A 13,535-nucleotide genomic window follows, 5' to 3' on the forward strand; every position below is an offset into this window, starting at 1 on the left:
AAAAAACCTCTCCTTAGAGTTCCGCCTTCAGCTCCAGAATCAAATCACGCAGTTCGGCCGCACGCTCGAACATGAGGTTGCGCGCCGCTTCCTTCATTTCTTCTTCCATGCGTTCGATGACAGCCAGTCGATCTTTCTTCGGCATCTTCTTGAAATCGGCGTGTGGCAAATAGTCCGCTTTTTCCTCGGCCACCTTTGTCGCCTCAATCACTTCGCGCACAGCTTTTTTCACCGTCTGCGGGGTGATGCCGTGCTTCTCGTTGTAGGCGAGCTGGATGGCGCGGCGGCGCTCCGTCTCGCGAATCGCCGAGTTCATCGAGTCCGTCATCTTGTCCGCGTACATAATCACGCGCCCTTCGGCGTTCCGGGCTGCCCGCCCGATCGTCTGGATCAGGGAGCGCTCGTTGCGCAGGAAGCCTTCCTTGTCGGCGTCCAAAATAGCGACAAGCGAAACCTCGGGCAAGTCCAGACCTTCCCGCAACAGGTTGATCCCGATCAGCACGTCAAATTCGCCCAATCGCAAGGAACGCAAAATCTGCATCCGCTCGATCGTCTTGATGTCGGAGTGCAAGTAGCGGACCTTGATCCCGATCTCTTTCAAGTAATCGGTCAGGTCCTCCGACATTTTTTTCGTCAATGTCGTGACGAGGACGCGTTCGTTTTTGGCAATCGTAGCCTGGATTTCCCCGATGAGATCGTCAATTTGCCCTTTGATCGGGCGCACCGAGATCGTCGGATCGACCAGTCCTGTCGGGCGAATGACCTGCTGCACCAGTTCCGGGCAGTGCTCCAGCTCATACGGGCCGGGCGTTGCCGAGATGTATATCGCCTGGTTGATTTTTTGCTCAAACTCCTCGAATCGCAGCGGGCGGTTATCCTTCGCAGACGGCAGGCGGAATCCATGCTCGACCAGTACGTTCTTGCGCGCCTGGTCGCCGTTGTACATCCCCCGCACCTGCGGCAAGGTCATGTGCGACTCGTCAATCAACAGCAGGTAGTCCTCTGGAAAGTAATCCATCAGCGTGTACGGAGCGTGCCCTGCCGGAAGCCCCGTCAGATGGCGCGAGTAGTTTTCGATCCCGGAGCAAAAGCCCATCTCCAGCATCATCTCAATATCGTAGCGCGTCCGCTGCTCCAGCCGCTGCGCTTCCAGCAGCTTCCCGGCTGCGCGCAGCTCTGCCAGCCGCTCTTCCAGCTCCGCCTCGATGCTTTGGACGGCCAGCTTCATTTTTTCTTCGCGGGTGACATAGTGGGACGCAGGGAAAATCGCTACGTGGTCGCGCTGCCCTAAAATCTCTCCGGTCAGCACGTCAATGGAGGTGATCCGCTCAATTTCGTCTCCGAAAAACTCCACGCGAATCGCCTGCTCGCTCTGTGACGCCGGAAAAATCTCCACGACGTCTCCGCGCACCCGGAAGGTCCCCCGCGTAAAGTTGATGTCGTTGCGCGTGTACTGGATGTCGACCAGCCGATGCAAAATCTCGTCTCGTCCTTTTTCCATGCCGACGCGCAGCGACAGCAGCAGCTCCTTGTATTCTTCCGGCGAACCCAAGCCGTAGATGCACGATACCGACGCCACAATAATGACGTCGCGCCGCTCAAACAGGGCACTGGTCGCCGAGTGACGCAGCTTGTCAATCTCGTCGTTGATGCTGGAGTCTTTTTCAATAAACGTATCCGATTGGGGAATGTACGCTTCCGGCTGGTAGTAGTCATAGTAGCTGACGAAGTATTCCACCGCGTTATTCGGGAAAAACTCCTTGAACTCTGCGCATAGCTGGGCAGCCAATGTCTTGTTGTGCGCCATCACCAGTGTCGGCTTGTTCACCTGGGCAATCACCTGGGCGGCCGTATAGGTTTTTCCCGTACCAGTGGCCCCGAGCAACGTCTGGTGCCGCTTGCCTGCCTGAAGCCCCGCTACCAGTTCGGCGATCGCGGTCGGCTGGTCACCGGACGGTTGATACTCCGATACCAATTCAAAACGGTCCATTCCCTCGTTCATCTCCTCGTTGCATAACTGTTTCTATTTCCATTATAACACAATTCCGGCTATGATAAGCCGAAATTCGAACAAATGTTTGTCTTCATCCTTCGACACATTATACCGATAATAAGTAGTAGTGTACAAGCACGTACGGTTAGACTCGCCACCTTCAGGGAGGATCGACATGTCAGATATCGGAACCACCGTTAAAAATAATCCTTATATTCAACCACATATGAGCTATCAAGGTAAAAAGGAGTTCACCACAGAGCTTGACAACAACGCCTTCATGAAGCTGCTGCTGGAACAGTTGAAGCATCAGGACCCGATGTCCCCGATGGACAACTCCCAGTTCATCCAGCAAACGAGCATGATGACCATGGTGGAAAAAATCACCAAGATGGCGACGCTGATGGAGCAATCGAACAACAGCATGCTGACGCTGGAAAAGTACGAGTCGCTGATCGGGCGCACCGCCACCTACTCCCTCACGACCAAAGACGAGGTGACGGGAGAAACTGCGACAGAGACGAAGGAAGGCGTGCTCGAAGCCGTTTACATGGACAGCGGCAAGATTTACTTCCGCATCGCCGGAGAGTCTACCCCGATTCCGCTCGCGGACATCAAAGGTCTGGAATCGCAGGGCATGACCGGAAATGCGCTGGATAGCAGCGTGAAGTTCATGAACATGATCGGCAAGGAAATCTCGTACAAGACGACCAAGGAAGTAGACAAAGACGGCAATCCGGCGACCACAGACGACATCACCAAAGTAGATGAAATCGCCAACGCAGTCGTCACAGGCTTCTCCATGAAAGACGGCGCCACGCAGTTTACGCTCGATAACGGCATGACCGTCAAGCTCGATCAGGTCGTGGGCATGAGCGTCAGGCCGGACAGCAGCGTCATGAGCAATTCGCTGCAGTACGCCCAAATGATCGGCTTCAACATCACCTATACGGAAAAGCAAACCAATACAGACGGCTCGACCACGGACAACAGCCTGAACGGTGTCATTAAAGCCGTCAGCATGAAAAACGGCGTCGTGGAGTTCGTCTTGACCGATGACAAAAAAATTGCGCTGAATCAAATCACCGGGTTTGAAGCGAGCGCCTAGTCCTTTCTATGCGAAAAAGCCGCACTTGCTCTCTCTGGAGCGTGCGGCTTTTTCTTTTTACTTGTCCCTATTCTTTTACGACCGTCTGTCCCGTAAGCGCATCGACATACAACGTCGTATCTATCTTCACATCGCCCCCGCAAAAACAGTGCGAGCGGGTCTGGCGGAAGGACAGGTCATAGCCAAGCTTCCAGCTCATCGCGCCTGTTTGCCGATCCTTTTGGTGAATGTAGGTCAGTTCAAGCGGCATGGCTTGCAGCAATCGCTCCATCGCTCCCTGTTCATTGATCGCCTTGGCGCGAGCGGGGAAGACCATGTTGTCCGGGCGCTGTACGATAACTTCCTCGACCTTGCCCGTCCACGCATTTGCGGTAATCGTGTACATCCCTTCTTCTTTCATCTGCCCGATCCGGTAGACAGGAACGCCGCCGATAAGCGGGTCGGCCACCAGCGTCGTATATTTGTCGGTGCCGACATCGGCAAGCCTCAACTGGTTGCTTCCGGAAGGCACGAGTCTTCGCAACAACGCTTCCGCCCCTTTGCGATCCCGGCTCTTGTCTGTTTTGGCGGTGGACCACTGCTCATCTGCCTGCTTGTAGACAAAACGAATCAGCCGCCCTGTCTTGGCATCGGTTTCGAGCATAATATGGTGCTTTTGGGCCTGGCTGATCCCTACCGGAAAACTTCCGATGTGGTATTTCTTGTCCGCATCGGCGACACTCTCCGGGAAGTAACCCCAAATAAAGAAACGGCGCTCCTGGCCGTCATCGTACTTCTCGTCCAATACGGCAAGCGGCAAATTAGCGGATTCGAGCTTGAACAGCATGCGCAGCAAATTGCGGGCCTCGTTCTCGGTCTGCGCGCTCCACTTTTCCCCTGTCCCGGTCACGTTCAAAATTTGTGCCTGCTGGACTGGTGCTGCCAGCCTTTTTCCGCTGAACGCGTCCAAGGCACTGCCGGTATGCTCCTGCGAAATGACTCCATCCTTGACAATATAGGCGAGACGCGCTGCCGTCTGATTGTTTTGCTCCTGCTCCGGCAGCAAGTACACCAGCTCCAGCGGGCGTTGTCCCTTCCACTTGCCCACTGCTTGCGCTGCGGAAATGACGCGCTGCGGCGAAGGGAGTACCGCCAGATTCACGGTTTCATACAATCGCCCGTCAAACATCCGCAACCCGACAAGCCGCCCCGCGGCGTCGAAGCTGACAAAGCTGTCATACGCATCGTCGAACACCACATTGTTCACTTTGCGAACCATTCTGACCGTCAGCTTGCCTTCTTCCTTCTTCACTTCTCTCGCCTGATACGTATTTCCAGCAAGCAAGCCTGTCAGGAAAGTCTGCGCTCGCGTTTTCGCTTGCTGGTCAGTCGGAAATGCTGGCTTTGCCATTTTGGCGGGAACGAGGTCCAACTGGAGCAAATTCCCTGTGGCTCGGTCAAAAATCGCGCTGTCCTCCCCCTGAGCTGTTCCGGTGGCCGCCCGCACAAAAGACACTTTTACGCCGCTGACACCTGGTCCATCCACATCGCCACCGTAAACGACCTTGCGCGAAGACAGTTCCGGCAACAGCCGAACCAATTTTTGCACCCCTTTGGCAACAGGTGCAGGGACTGCGCTCTCGGCATTCGCTGCGAGTACAGAACTGGCCGATTTTTCTGCGCTTGCTCCGGCAAATGGCGCAACCATTATGCTTGTCGCCGTTAACGCCCCAGTCAAAACGCACAAGACCGTTTTTTTCAGATCGGACAAATGACTCACTCCCTTCATTTCCTCGTAAAGGTAGACGCGCCAGCCAGGCGTAAGTTTTACGAACAGACGAGCTTTTCAGAAAAATGTTTTTATCGAACCTGTCTATCCAAAAAAAAGAAGGCACGCAACCGTTGGCGCATACCTTCTCCCCTTCTCTCGTTCGATACATCAAGCTCCGACATTCAGTTTTTCCAGCTTCTGCTTGATAAGCTCGACGACGCTGGATCGTTTCAAATCGACAAATACGCGAGTCGTTGCGTCCGGCACCACGATGATTCCCAACTGATGGTGATTGCCCGCGTAGACAGCGCACTGCACAAACTTCATCTCGCCTTCGCGCGTGAGCACTTCCATTTTGCAAAAAGCCGGATTGGCCTGCAACGCCGGGTACAAGTCTTCCTTGTCCCGCACCGGAATGCCGTTGACCTTCACGATGATTTCTCCTGTCACAATCCCGATCTCCTCTGCCCGCGTGCCCGGGATGACTCCCATGACCTTGATGCCGCGTGAAGACTGGATGTAGTAAGGAGAACGCTTCCTTTCTTTCCACTGGCTCCAGAAAAACAACGCTTCATGCCCGAACAACGCAAACAGGGCAGCGAGCAAAACGAGCGGGGCAAACAAGACGGACAGGGCGCAAAGCGCCAAAAGCCCGACTGCGTACCAGGTAAGGTTTTTGGAAATTTGCTTGACCTTTTCCAATGGTGTCATCGTCTGGGTCATATCCGAAAAACCCGTAACCGTCGGCAGCAGCATCAGTCCGAAGGAAGCAAGCTCGCCTGAAAAAAACGGCCAACCCGGATAAAGCGCGCCACTGATCGTCCCCGGCTCCACCTGGACGAACAGGGCAAGCGGAGTCAGCCAAAAAGAATGCAACAAGTAAGCCCCGACGATTCGTCCGCGCTGTCCTTCGACAAACAGCGGAGAAGCGTCCCTGCCCCCGTTCCAGCGGACGAGCATCGCTTCGATCAAGTGCATGATGGCTACCAGGGCAAGGAGCGGAATCGGCTTCGCCTGCAGCAGCATTGTCCACACACTGCCCAGACCAGGAACGTCCTGCAAACCCGGAAACAGTTGGGCAATTACATGGAAAACCGTCAGCAGACCCGCCGCATAAGCAAAGCAGAGAAAACGCAAGCGAACCAGCGCCAAAAGAAGGGCCAATGCCCATAAAATCCACAAATCCTGCGCCTGCACGACGACTCCCAGTCCTGCGGCGAGAAGAGAGATGCACAATCCCCCTGCCACGCCCATCCCTACTGCGCGGATTGTCGAAAGGAGCGGAGACTGCATGCGTGCGGCAAAGAGCTGCCTTTCCAGCTTCATCTGTCTGCGATAGTGCAAGTAAATGAAGCCGAGAAAGAGGTAAAAAACGGGATTGAGAAAAAATGCGGCAAAGCCATATGCAATGGAAAGCATATCTGCCTGAATCGCCAATTGCCTCACCTCAAATGGAAAAAAAGAAAACCACGACATGTGATTTGCCGTGGTTATCATTTCTACGGAAAAGCGGAATTTCCCTGCTTCCCTGTTCTTGATTATTTTTCCTATTTGCCGGTAACGACATCCAGCGCCTTCTGCAATTGCAGATCGTTCTCAGGCTTGCGCATCGTTTCGCGCAAGCTTTCTTCGAGCTGACTGCGGGTCGCCGCGTCCACTTTTCCGGTTACAGGCAGCTTTTTCGCCGTCTGGAACTGCTTGATCGCCTGTTCGGTCTTTTCGTCAAAGTAGCCGTCATCGCGGCCTGGCGACAATTTCAGTCCGGTCAGGATCAGTTGCAGGTTCTTCACGTCAGCGCCTGCCATGTCGCGGGCCAGCTCCTTGTCGGCTGGCAACTGCGTCGCATTGAAATAATCAGGCTGCGCGACCTTGAAGTCCGGCTCGATTCCTTTTTTGTGAATCCATTCGCCGCTTGGGGTGACCCATTTGGCGATGGTCAGCTTGAGCTGGCTCTTGTCCGTCATTTCCATCGTGCTTTGGACAGTGCCTTTTCCGAAGCTCTTTTCGCCGACCAGCTTGTAGTTGCCGCTGTCGCGCATCGCCCCGGCCAAAATTTCCGAGGCACTGGCACTTCCGCCGTTAATCAGGACCGCAATCGGATACGGTTTGGCAGCATCCGTTGTCGAGCGGTACTCTTCTTTTTGCTGCCCGCCAGCACCGTACTCAATGGCGACGATGACGCCTTTTTTCGGCACGAGCACTTCTCCGATTTCTTTGACAGCCAGCAAATAGCCGCCCGGATTGCCGCGCACGTCGATGACGAGGCCGCCGATTCCCGTTTTCTCCAGGGAAGCAAGCTGCTCCTTGAAGTGCTTGGCTGTTTCCGTCGAGAACTGGGTAATGCCGATCACGCCGACCTTTACGCCGTTTTTCTCGATAATTTGGCTATTCACCGTTTCGATTGGAATATCGTCACGAATGCACACGATGTTGAGCGGCTCTGCCACTCCTGCGCGCACGACCTTCAGAACGGCTTTCGTTCCTTTTGGCCCGCGAATTTTGGTCACGGCCTGATGCAGATCCAAGCCTTCCAGCGATTCTCCGTTGACGCTCAAAATCTGGTCGTTCGGTCTAAGACCCGCACGCTCGGCCGGAGAACCTTTGAACGGCGAGACGACGGTAACCCGTCCGTTTTGCATCGTGACCTCTGTGCCGATTCCCTGGAAAGTCGAATGCAGCGTCGAGGTAAACTCTTCGGCTGATTTCGGGTCCATGTAATCGCTGTACGGATCTTCCAAAGCTCCGACCATCCCGCCGATTGCGCCTTCTACCAACTGTTCATTCGTAACCGTTTGAATGTAGTCTTTTTTAATCGCTGTAAACGCTTCATACAGCTTCTTGAACTCCTGGGGATATTCCGAGCCTCCCGAAAACACCGCGCCTGTGGACGCAGTCAGCGCCCCATTCTGAGTTGCGTTCGCGCTGGCTGATGTCTTCATCATCGCTATGGTCAAAAAGCTGCTGGCCACCATCGAGATGAGCACAAGCGCTAATACGGTACGTCCTTTCCATCTCACTACTCACGTCACCATCCTTTGTGCTACCGGCAAAAAGATATGCTGCTAGTGTATGCATTTGCCGTTAGCAATATTTGTCTGGCTGCCCGTTGCTTGACTATTTCAGGTACGGCATAGGGTTGACGGCAACGTCGTTTTTGTAGACGGTAAAATGAAGGTGATTTCCGGTAGAGCGGCCAGTAGAGCCTACTTCGGCGATTTTTTGGCCTCTCGATACGGATTGTCCCACAGAAACCTTGATGCCACCCTCGCGAATGTGTCCGTAGAGCGTGGTGATCTCCGCACTGTGTTTAATCATTACCGTATTCCCGAAGCCGTTGGAATACCCTGCGAAAATGACGACCCCGTCAGCCGCAGCCAAGATCGGCGTTCCTTTGTGTGCTGCCATGTCTACACCATTATGCCCAGCAGAACGGCCTGTAAACGGGTCTTTACGCACACCGAAGCCTGAACTGAAGCGAAACTGTCCGTCCGCGATCGGCAAACCGAGCTTGCCGCCCTTGTACCCTGTGCTGGACGCGCTCATCGCGCGCACACGCTCCGCATATTTGGCGGCTTCCTGACGTGTGATTTCGATCAGTTGCTGTCCGTACTGCTCCAGGTCTTCTTCCAGTGCGGCCTCTTTTTTCTTCAGTTCGGCCTTGACCACGAGACTTTGCTTGTACTGCTTGTCCAGTTCAGCCTTGAGCGCTTCCGCCTCGTCGAGCATTCCCGCGTAAACGGTCAGTTGATGCTCGATTTCTTTCTTCTTCGTCTCGATCGTTTCTTTGTCGCGAATATTGTCTTCTAGGATACGCGTATCCTGCTCAAGGATCAACTGCAAACCCTCCATGCGGGTCAGAAAATCGCCAAAGTCGGACGATCCGAGCAGCACGTCCAGGTACGAGACATTTCCCCGTTCATACATGGATTTTACCCGGGTTTTCAGCAGCGTTTCCCGCTTCGCTACCCGATCCTTCGCCTCGTCCAGTTGATCTTGCGCCTCGGCAGCTTTTTCCTTTGTTTCATTCATTTGCTTTTCGAGCTTGTCCAGCTTGTTTTGCGCCTCGTTGCGGCGCAGGTCGATCGTCATCAGTTGCGTCTGCAAATCTTGCTGTTCCTTTTGCACGACACTGATCTGCTGCTCGGTTTGCTTCAATTGTTGCTGCTGTTGTTTCTTCTTTTGCTGTATTTCCTTCAACTCGCGATTGATCTTGTCCAAAGATGCTTTGCTGGCTGCCCAGCTCACGTTAGTCGGGATCGCAGAACCAGCCAAGAGGCCGGTGATTAAGAGTGTGTATAGGATCCTCTTTCTCATGATACTCCTCCCACGTTTTCCAATGTTAAACTCGCAAGAAGCGGCGCACAGACACCAAGCTTCCCCAGATTCCGATAAACGCGCCAATCGCCAGCAAAGCGAGGGCTACCTGATATACCAATGGGTACAATGGCAACAGTTTGAACAGTTGGGAAGCTTCGAAGCTGGTATTGATAGCATCCAGCAGGTAGTAGTAGCCAACTGTCAGCATGATGATCGGGATCAGCGCCCCGGACACTCCCATCAGCAGTCCTTCTACAAAAAACGGCCAGCGGATAAACCAGTTTGTCGCGCCAACCAGCTTCATGATCTCGATCTCTCGGCGTCTCGCGACAATCGTCAGCTTGATCGTGTTGGCAATCAAAAACATGGCGGTAAAGCCCAGGCCGACGATGAAGCCGATCCCGACGTTTCGCACAGTGTCAGTGGCAGCGAACAGCTTTTCAACCGTCCCCTCCCCGTAGTTCAAGCTTCTGACCGATTTCATTTGCTTGATTTGATTGGCGACTGCCGGCGTATCTTGCGGCAGCTTCGTCTTGACCACAAAAGAATCGGGAAGCGGATTTCCCTTTTCCAAGCCGTCAAAAAGGTACGCCTTGTCGCCCATGCTTTCCTTGAACTGCTTCAAGCCTTCGTCCTTGGAAATGAACTCGACGGACTCCACCGTCGGCATGTTGCGCACGCTCTGTTCGAATTTTTGCAAGTCTTCCTTGGGGGTAAGGTCCGCCATGAAGACTCTGATTTCCACTTGTTTTTCGACTGATTTGGCAAAGTAGTTGACGTTCATTGCCAAGATGAGGAACACGCCCAAAATGAAAAGGGTGATCGTAACGGCACTGACCGACGCGAACGACATCCAGCCGTTCCGGCCGAGGTTTTTGACCCCTTCACGGACATGGCGTCCCAGCGTTCTAATCTTCATAACCGTAATCCCCTCTCTGCTCATCACGGGCGATCTGTCCTGCCTCGATGGCAATGACCCGCTTTCTCATCGTGTTGACAATCTCCCGGTTGTGCGTCGCCATGACGACAGTCGTGCCGCGCTGGTTGATTTCCTCAAACAGCTTCATGATCTCCCAGGACGTCTCCGGGTCGAGGTTACCCGTCGGCTCGTCCGCGATAATAATACCCGGGTTGTTCACCAGCGCCCGCGCGAGTGCCACCCGTTGCTGCTCGCCACCAGACAGCTCGTTTGGCAGCATTTTCGCCTTGTGCTTCAATTTGACCAATCCCAGCACGTCCATGACGCGCGGCTTGATCTGCTTCGGGCTACTCTCGATTACCTCCATCGCAAATGCGACATTTTCGAATACAGTGAGTGTCGGCAACAGTTTGAAATCCTGGAAGACAACCCCGATGCTGCGGCGAACGAGCGGAATTTGCCGTTCCTTGATCCGGCTGACATTGAATCCGCCGAGAAAAATTTGGCCCTTGGTCGGCTTCTCTTCGCGGTACATGAGCTTGATGAACGTGGATTTTCCCGCGCCGCTCGGCCCAACCACATACACAAATTCGCCTTTTTCAATCCGAATGTTGATACCCTTCAAAGCATTCGTGCCATTCGGGTACGTTTTCCAAACATCAAACATCTCGATCAAGCAAATCACATCCTACATTGTCAGATCCTTCTATATTCTCTTGATCCTGATTTTTTGTTTTTCCGCCGAAATGCTGCTTTTTCAGGCAAAATCGACAAAACCCCTCTTCCCTCGGGCAACCGTTGCCATACCTTGTTGAAAAACAGCGAGGTTACCCATCTTATTTATTATACCACCCTGTTTCGCGGATGGTATCCACTAAATCTCTCATTTCTTGTCGAAACCGCCTCGTTTCTCTTCCATCCGACATGAAATGTCCAAAAAATTACAGCAGCACATCGCTCGCTGGCACGGGTCAGGGCAGTCCGCTACAATGAATGTATGCATGAGTATGAGAGGAGCTGGCAAGATGGAAAACTTCGTGTACTACAACCCGACACAACTTATTTTCGGCCGGGGACAGTTGGCCCAACTGGAGGAAAAAGCCAAGCAGCTCGGCAACACGGTATTGCTTGTGTACGGCGGCGGCAGCATCAAGCGCTCCGGTCTTTACGACAAGGTCACAGCGCTTCTGCAAGCTGCGGGCTGCCGCGTATTGGAGTTGCCTGGCGTCGAGCCGAACCCTCGTCTTAGCACGGTGAAAAAAGGGATTGATCTGTGCCGGACAGAAGGGGTCGACTGGATTCTCGCCGTTGGCGGCGGAAGCGTGATTGACGCGGCCAAGGCAGTAGCTGTCGGCGTCCCCTACGAAGGGGATGTGTGGGATTTTTACTCGCGCAAAGCAGTGGCCGAAAAAGCCTTGCCGCTCGGCACCGTTCTGACGCTGGCCGCAACAGGCTCGGAAATGAACAGAGGCAGCGTCGTTACGAACTGGGAAACAAAAGAAAAGCACGGGGCTGGCACCACCTTCCCGACCTTCTCCATCCTCGATCCGGAAAATACGTTCAGCGTCCCGCGCGATCAGACGATCTACGGAATCAGCGATATTTTGTCGCACGTTTTCGAACAGTATTTCACGCATACAACCGAGATTCCGCTCCAGACGCGCTTCGCCGAGTCGATCATGAAAACCGTCATTGAAAACGCCGAGCGCGTCCTGGAAAACCCGCACGACTACGATGCCCGCGCCAACATCCTGTACTGCGGAACGATGGCGCTCAACGGCACGCTGCCTGTCGGCGTGACAACCGACTGGGCTACCCACTCCATCGAGCACGCCGTCAGCGCCGTGTACGACATTCCGCATGGCGGCGGCCTGGCGATCATCTTCCCGAAATGGATGCGCTACGTCTATCGCGAAAACGTCGCCCGCTTCGTCCGCTTCGCCGTGGAGGTGTGGAATGTCGATCCCGCCGGCAAAACCGACGAGGAAGTGGCGTTGGAAGGCATTGCAGCGACAGAAGCGTTCTTTGCCCGCATCGGAGCGCCGACCCGTTTGGCGGACTACCAAATTACAGACGAGTATTTGGAAGAAATGGCGGAAAAAGCGACGCCGTTTGGTCCGATTGGTCAGTTCAAAACATTGACCAAAGAAGATGTCCGCGAAATTTTGCGCATGGCTTTGTAAAAGTTGTAAAAGCAAAAACGCCGCACTCTTCCCATGAGAGTCGCGGCGTTTTTTAGGATGGGCTTCTTTTCCGATCACCATACTTGCTTCTCAACTTGTGAACGATCAGGAGCAAAAGCAACAGGGCAATCGAGTAGGTAAAATCGTAAAACGGCCAGTACTGCGAGATGATGTGCACGTACACGACCATGTTCGGCGTGAAAATGTTCGCCATCACCAGCAGCATCACCATGTACGGCAAGGTCAGTACAGACATTTCCCGAATCCGAAACACATGCCGCAGCCCCAGTTGAAAAAACACGCTGTAAATCATGATCTTGACGTTGACAGCGATGAACCAGACTACGGCCAAAATCGCTTCCAGCCGTTGGATGAACAGCCCGATCTTCATTTGCTTGGCGAGCACATACGAAGGGTACCCGTGTCTTGCTGTCATGTCTGCCCCCAGGACGAGAATGCACATTAAAATGACGAGTACGAGCACAAGCCCGCCTAAAAATGCGCCTTTCAAAAAATACCGCATTCGCCTCTGAATCGGGGATACGTACGGCAAAATCGCCAAAAAAATAACCAGCTCCGAAAACGGAAAAGCAATGGACGGAATCGCGCCTGCCAAAACAGGCTTCCAGCCATTTTCCAGCACCGGCTGCAGTCTGGCTACGTCTGCCTGGGGAATCAGACAAAGCATCAGCAACACGAAAAAGCAAAAGAACCCGTAAAAGTAAATTTGCGCGGAATCAGCGACAGTTTGCAGCCCCAGGCGCACTCCGAACATGATGAGACTGACGAGCAGCAGTTGAATGGCTATGCTCGGCGTGTCATTCAACAAATACGTCCCGACAAAATCGCCTGTCTCCAGGACGTGTGCCGCAGCCGAAAAAAATGTGTACCAAACAAAGGAAAGTGTAATCACCGTGCCCAACACTCGCCCAAACATGTTATCTATAAAAGAAAAGAAGCTTTCATTCGGATAGCACTTGCCTACTGCGATCATCAAAAGAACATTGCCCAGTCCGATCAGCAGCCCGACCGTCACCGAAATCCAGGCGTCCTGTTTGGCGAGCTCCGCCGCAATGGCGGGCAGGACGAGCACGGAATCGCCAATCGTGACAAGGGTAACCAGCATCATAAATTGTCGGGGACTGATTTTGTAATTCTCTAGCATGGTGTTTTTTGCCCGCTTTCGACCCTATGACCTTTTCACAATTATTGCCCCAGACCAACCGAGCTAAACGCCAAGAAAGCCTCTCGTGCCACGCCAAAAA

The 13,535-nt window shown here is 53.6% G+C and carries 10 protein-coding genes; 2 read left to right on the forward strand and 8 right to left on the reverse strand.

Features of this window, described 5'->3' with window-relative positions:
• Positions 1-13: 13 nt before the first annotated feature.
• Positions 14-1,990, reverse strand: a complete 1,977-nt coding sequence (gene uvrB, locus AC3WJN_RS14115) for an excinuclease ABC subunit UvrB (RefSeq protein ID WP_005829898.1) — start codon at positions 1,988-1,990, stop codon at positions 14-16.
• 178 nt (positions 1,991-2,168) lie between these two features.
• Between uvrB and AC3WJN_RS14120 the strand changes: the two genes are divergently transcribed.
• Entirely contained in the window at positions 2,169-3,101 is a 933-nt protein-coding gene (locus tag AC3WJN_RS14120; RefSeq protein ID WP_007777943.1) for a flagellar hook assembly protein FlgD, read from the forward strand.
• A 67-nt stretch (positions 3,102-3,168) separates the two neighbouring features.
• On the opposite strand, the gene AC3WJN_RS14125 is transcribed toward AC3WJN_RS14120, so the two are convergent.
• The 6 genes from AC3WJN_RS14125 to ftsE form a co-directional block, all read right to left on the reverse strand.
• Positions 3,169-4,860 carry a hypothetical protein gene (locus AC3WJN_RS14125; protein ID WP_007777947.1) on the reverse strand — a complete coding sequence of 564 codons (1,692 nt, stop codon included), beginning with the start codon at positions 4,858-4,860 and terminating at the stop codon, positions 3,169-3,171.
• A 159-nt stretch (positions 4,861-5,019) separates the two neighbouring features.
• The gene (locus AC3WJN_RS14130; protein WP_007777949.1) at positions 5,020-6,288 is read right to left on the reverse strand and encodes a PDZ domain-containing protein; all 1,269 of its coding nucleotides are present in this window, start codon (positions 6,286-6,288) and stop codon (positions 5,020-5,022) included.
• Between the two features lie 110 nt (positions 6,289-6,398).
• Positions 6,399-7,868 carry a S41 family peptidase gene (locus tag AC3WJN_RS14135; protein WP_007777953.1) on the reverse strand — a complete coding sequence of 490 codons (1,470 nt, stop codon included), beginning with the start codon at positions 7,866-7,868 and terminating at the stop codon, positions 6,399-6,401.
• 97 nt (positions 7,869-7,965) lie between these two features.
• Positions 7,966-9,165: a murein hydrolase activator EnvC family protein gene (locus tag AC3WJN_RS14140; protein ID WP_007777956.1), complete on the reverse strand. Its 1,200-nt coding sequence runs from the start codon at positions 9,163-9,165 to the stop codon at positions 7,966-7,968.
• 25 nt (positions 9,166-9,190) lie between these two features.
• On the reverse strand, positions 9,191-10,087 hold the full coding sequence (ftsX, locus tag AC3WJN_RS14145) for a permease-like cell division protein FtsX (protein WP_025844303.1): 897 nt from the start codon (positions 10,085-10,087) through the stop codon (positions 9,191-9,193).
• Positions 10,077-10,763 (reverse strand): cell division ATP-binding protein FtsE, encoded by a 687-nt coding sequence (gene ftsE / locus AC3WJN_RS14150; protein ID WP_007777963.1) that lies wholly within the window; start codon positions 10,761-10,763, stop codon positions 10,077-10,079. Before ftsE ends, ftsX begins: the two co-directional genes overlap by 11 nt.
• A 349-nt stretch (positions 10,764-11,112) precedes the next feature.
• On the opposite strand from ftsE, the gene AC3WJN_RS14155 reads away from it, so the two are divergent.
• A complete protein-coding gene (locus AC3WJN_RS14155; RefSeq protein ID WP_005829886.1) occupies positions 11,113-12,270 on the forward strand; it encodes an iron-containing alcohol dehydrogenase in 1,158 nt (385 codons plus the stop codon).
• 52 nt (positions 12,271-12,322) lie between these two features.
• Here AC3WJN_RS14155 and AC3WJN_RS14160 read toward each other — a convergent pair whose 3' ends face one another.
• Positions 12,323-13,435: a GerAB/ArcD/ProY family transporter gene (locus AC3WJN_RS14160; protein ID WP_005829885.1), complete on the reverse strand. Its 1,113-nt coding sequence runs from the start codon at positions 13,433-13,435 to the stop codon at positions 12,323-12,325.
• Positions 13,436-13,535: the final 100 nt, after the last annotated feature.

The organism is Brevibacillus sp. FW306-2-1A-C05A (assembly GCF_058781555.1).

What these genes read in the sequence shown, in the direction of transcription:
- AC3WJN_RS14155 (WP_005829886.1), top strand. Translation starts at nt 11,113, where the DNA reads ATGGAAAACTTCGTGTACTACAACCCGACACAACTTATTTTCGGCCGG.
- ftsX (WP_025844303.1), bottom strand. Translation starts at nt 10,087, where the DNA reads ATGAAGATTAGAACGCTGGGACGCCATGTCCGTGAAGGGGTCAAAAAC.
- AC3WJN_RS14160 (WP_005829885.1), bottom strand. Translation starts at nt 13,435, where the DNA reads ATGCTAGAGAATTACAAAATCAGTCCCCGACAATTTATGATGCTGGTT.
- uvrB (WP_005829898.1), bottom strand. Translation starts at nt 1,990, where the DNA reads ATGGACCGTTTTGAATTGGTATCGGAGTATCAACCGTCCGGTGACCAG.
- AC3WJN_RS14120 (WP_007777943.1), top strand. Translation starts at nt 2,169, where the DNA reads ATGTCAGATATCGGAACCACCGTTAAAAATAATCCTTATATTCAACCA.
- AC3WJN_RS14140 (WP_007777956.1), bottom strand. Translation starts at nt 9,165, where the DNA reads ATGAGAAAGAGGATCCTATACACACTCTTAATCACCGGCCTCTTGGCT.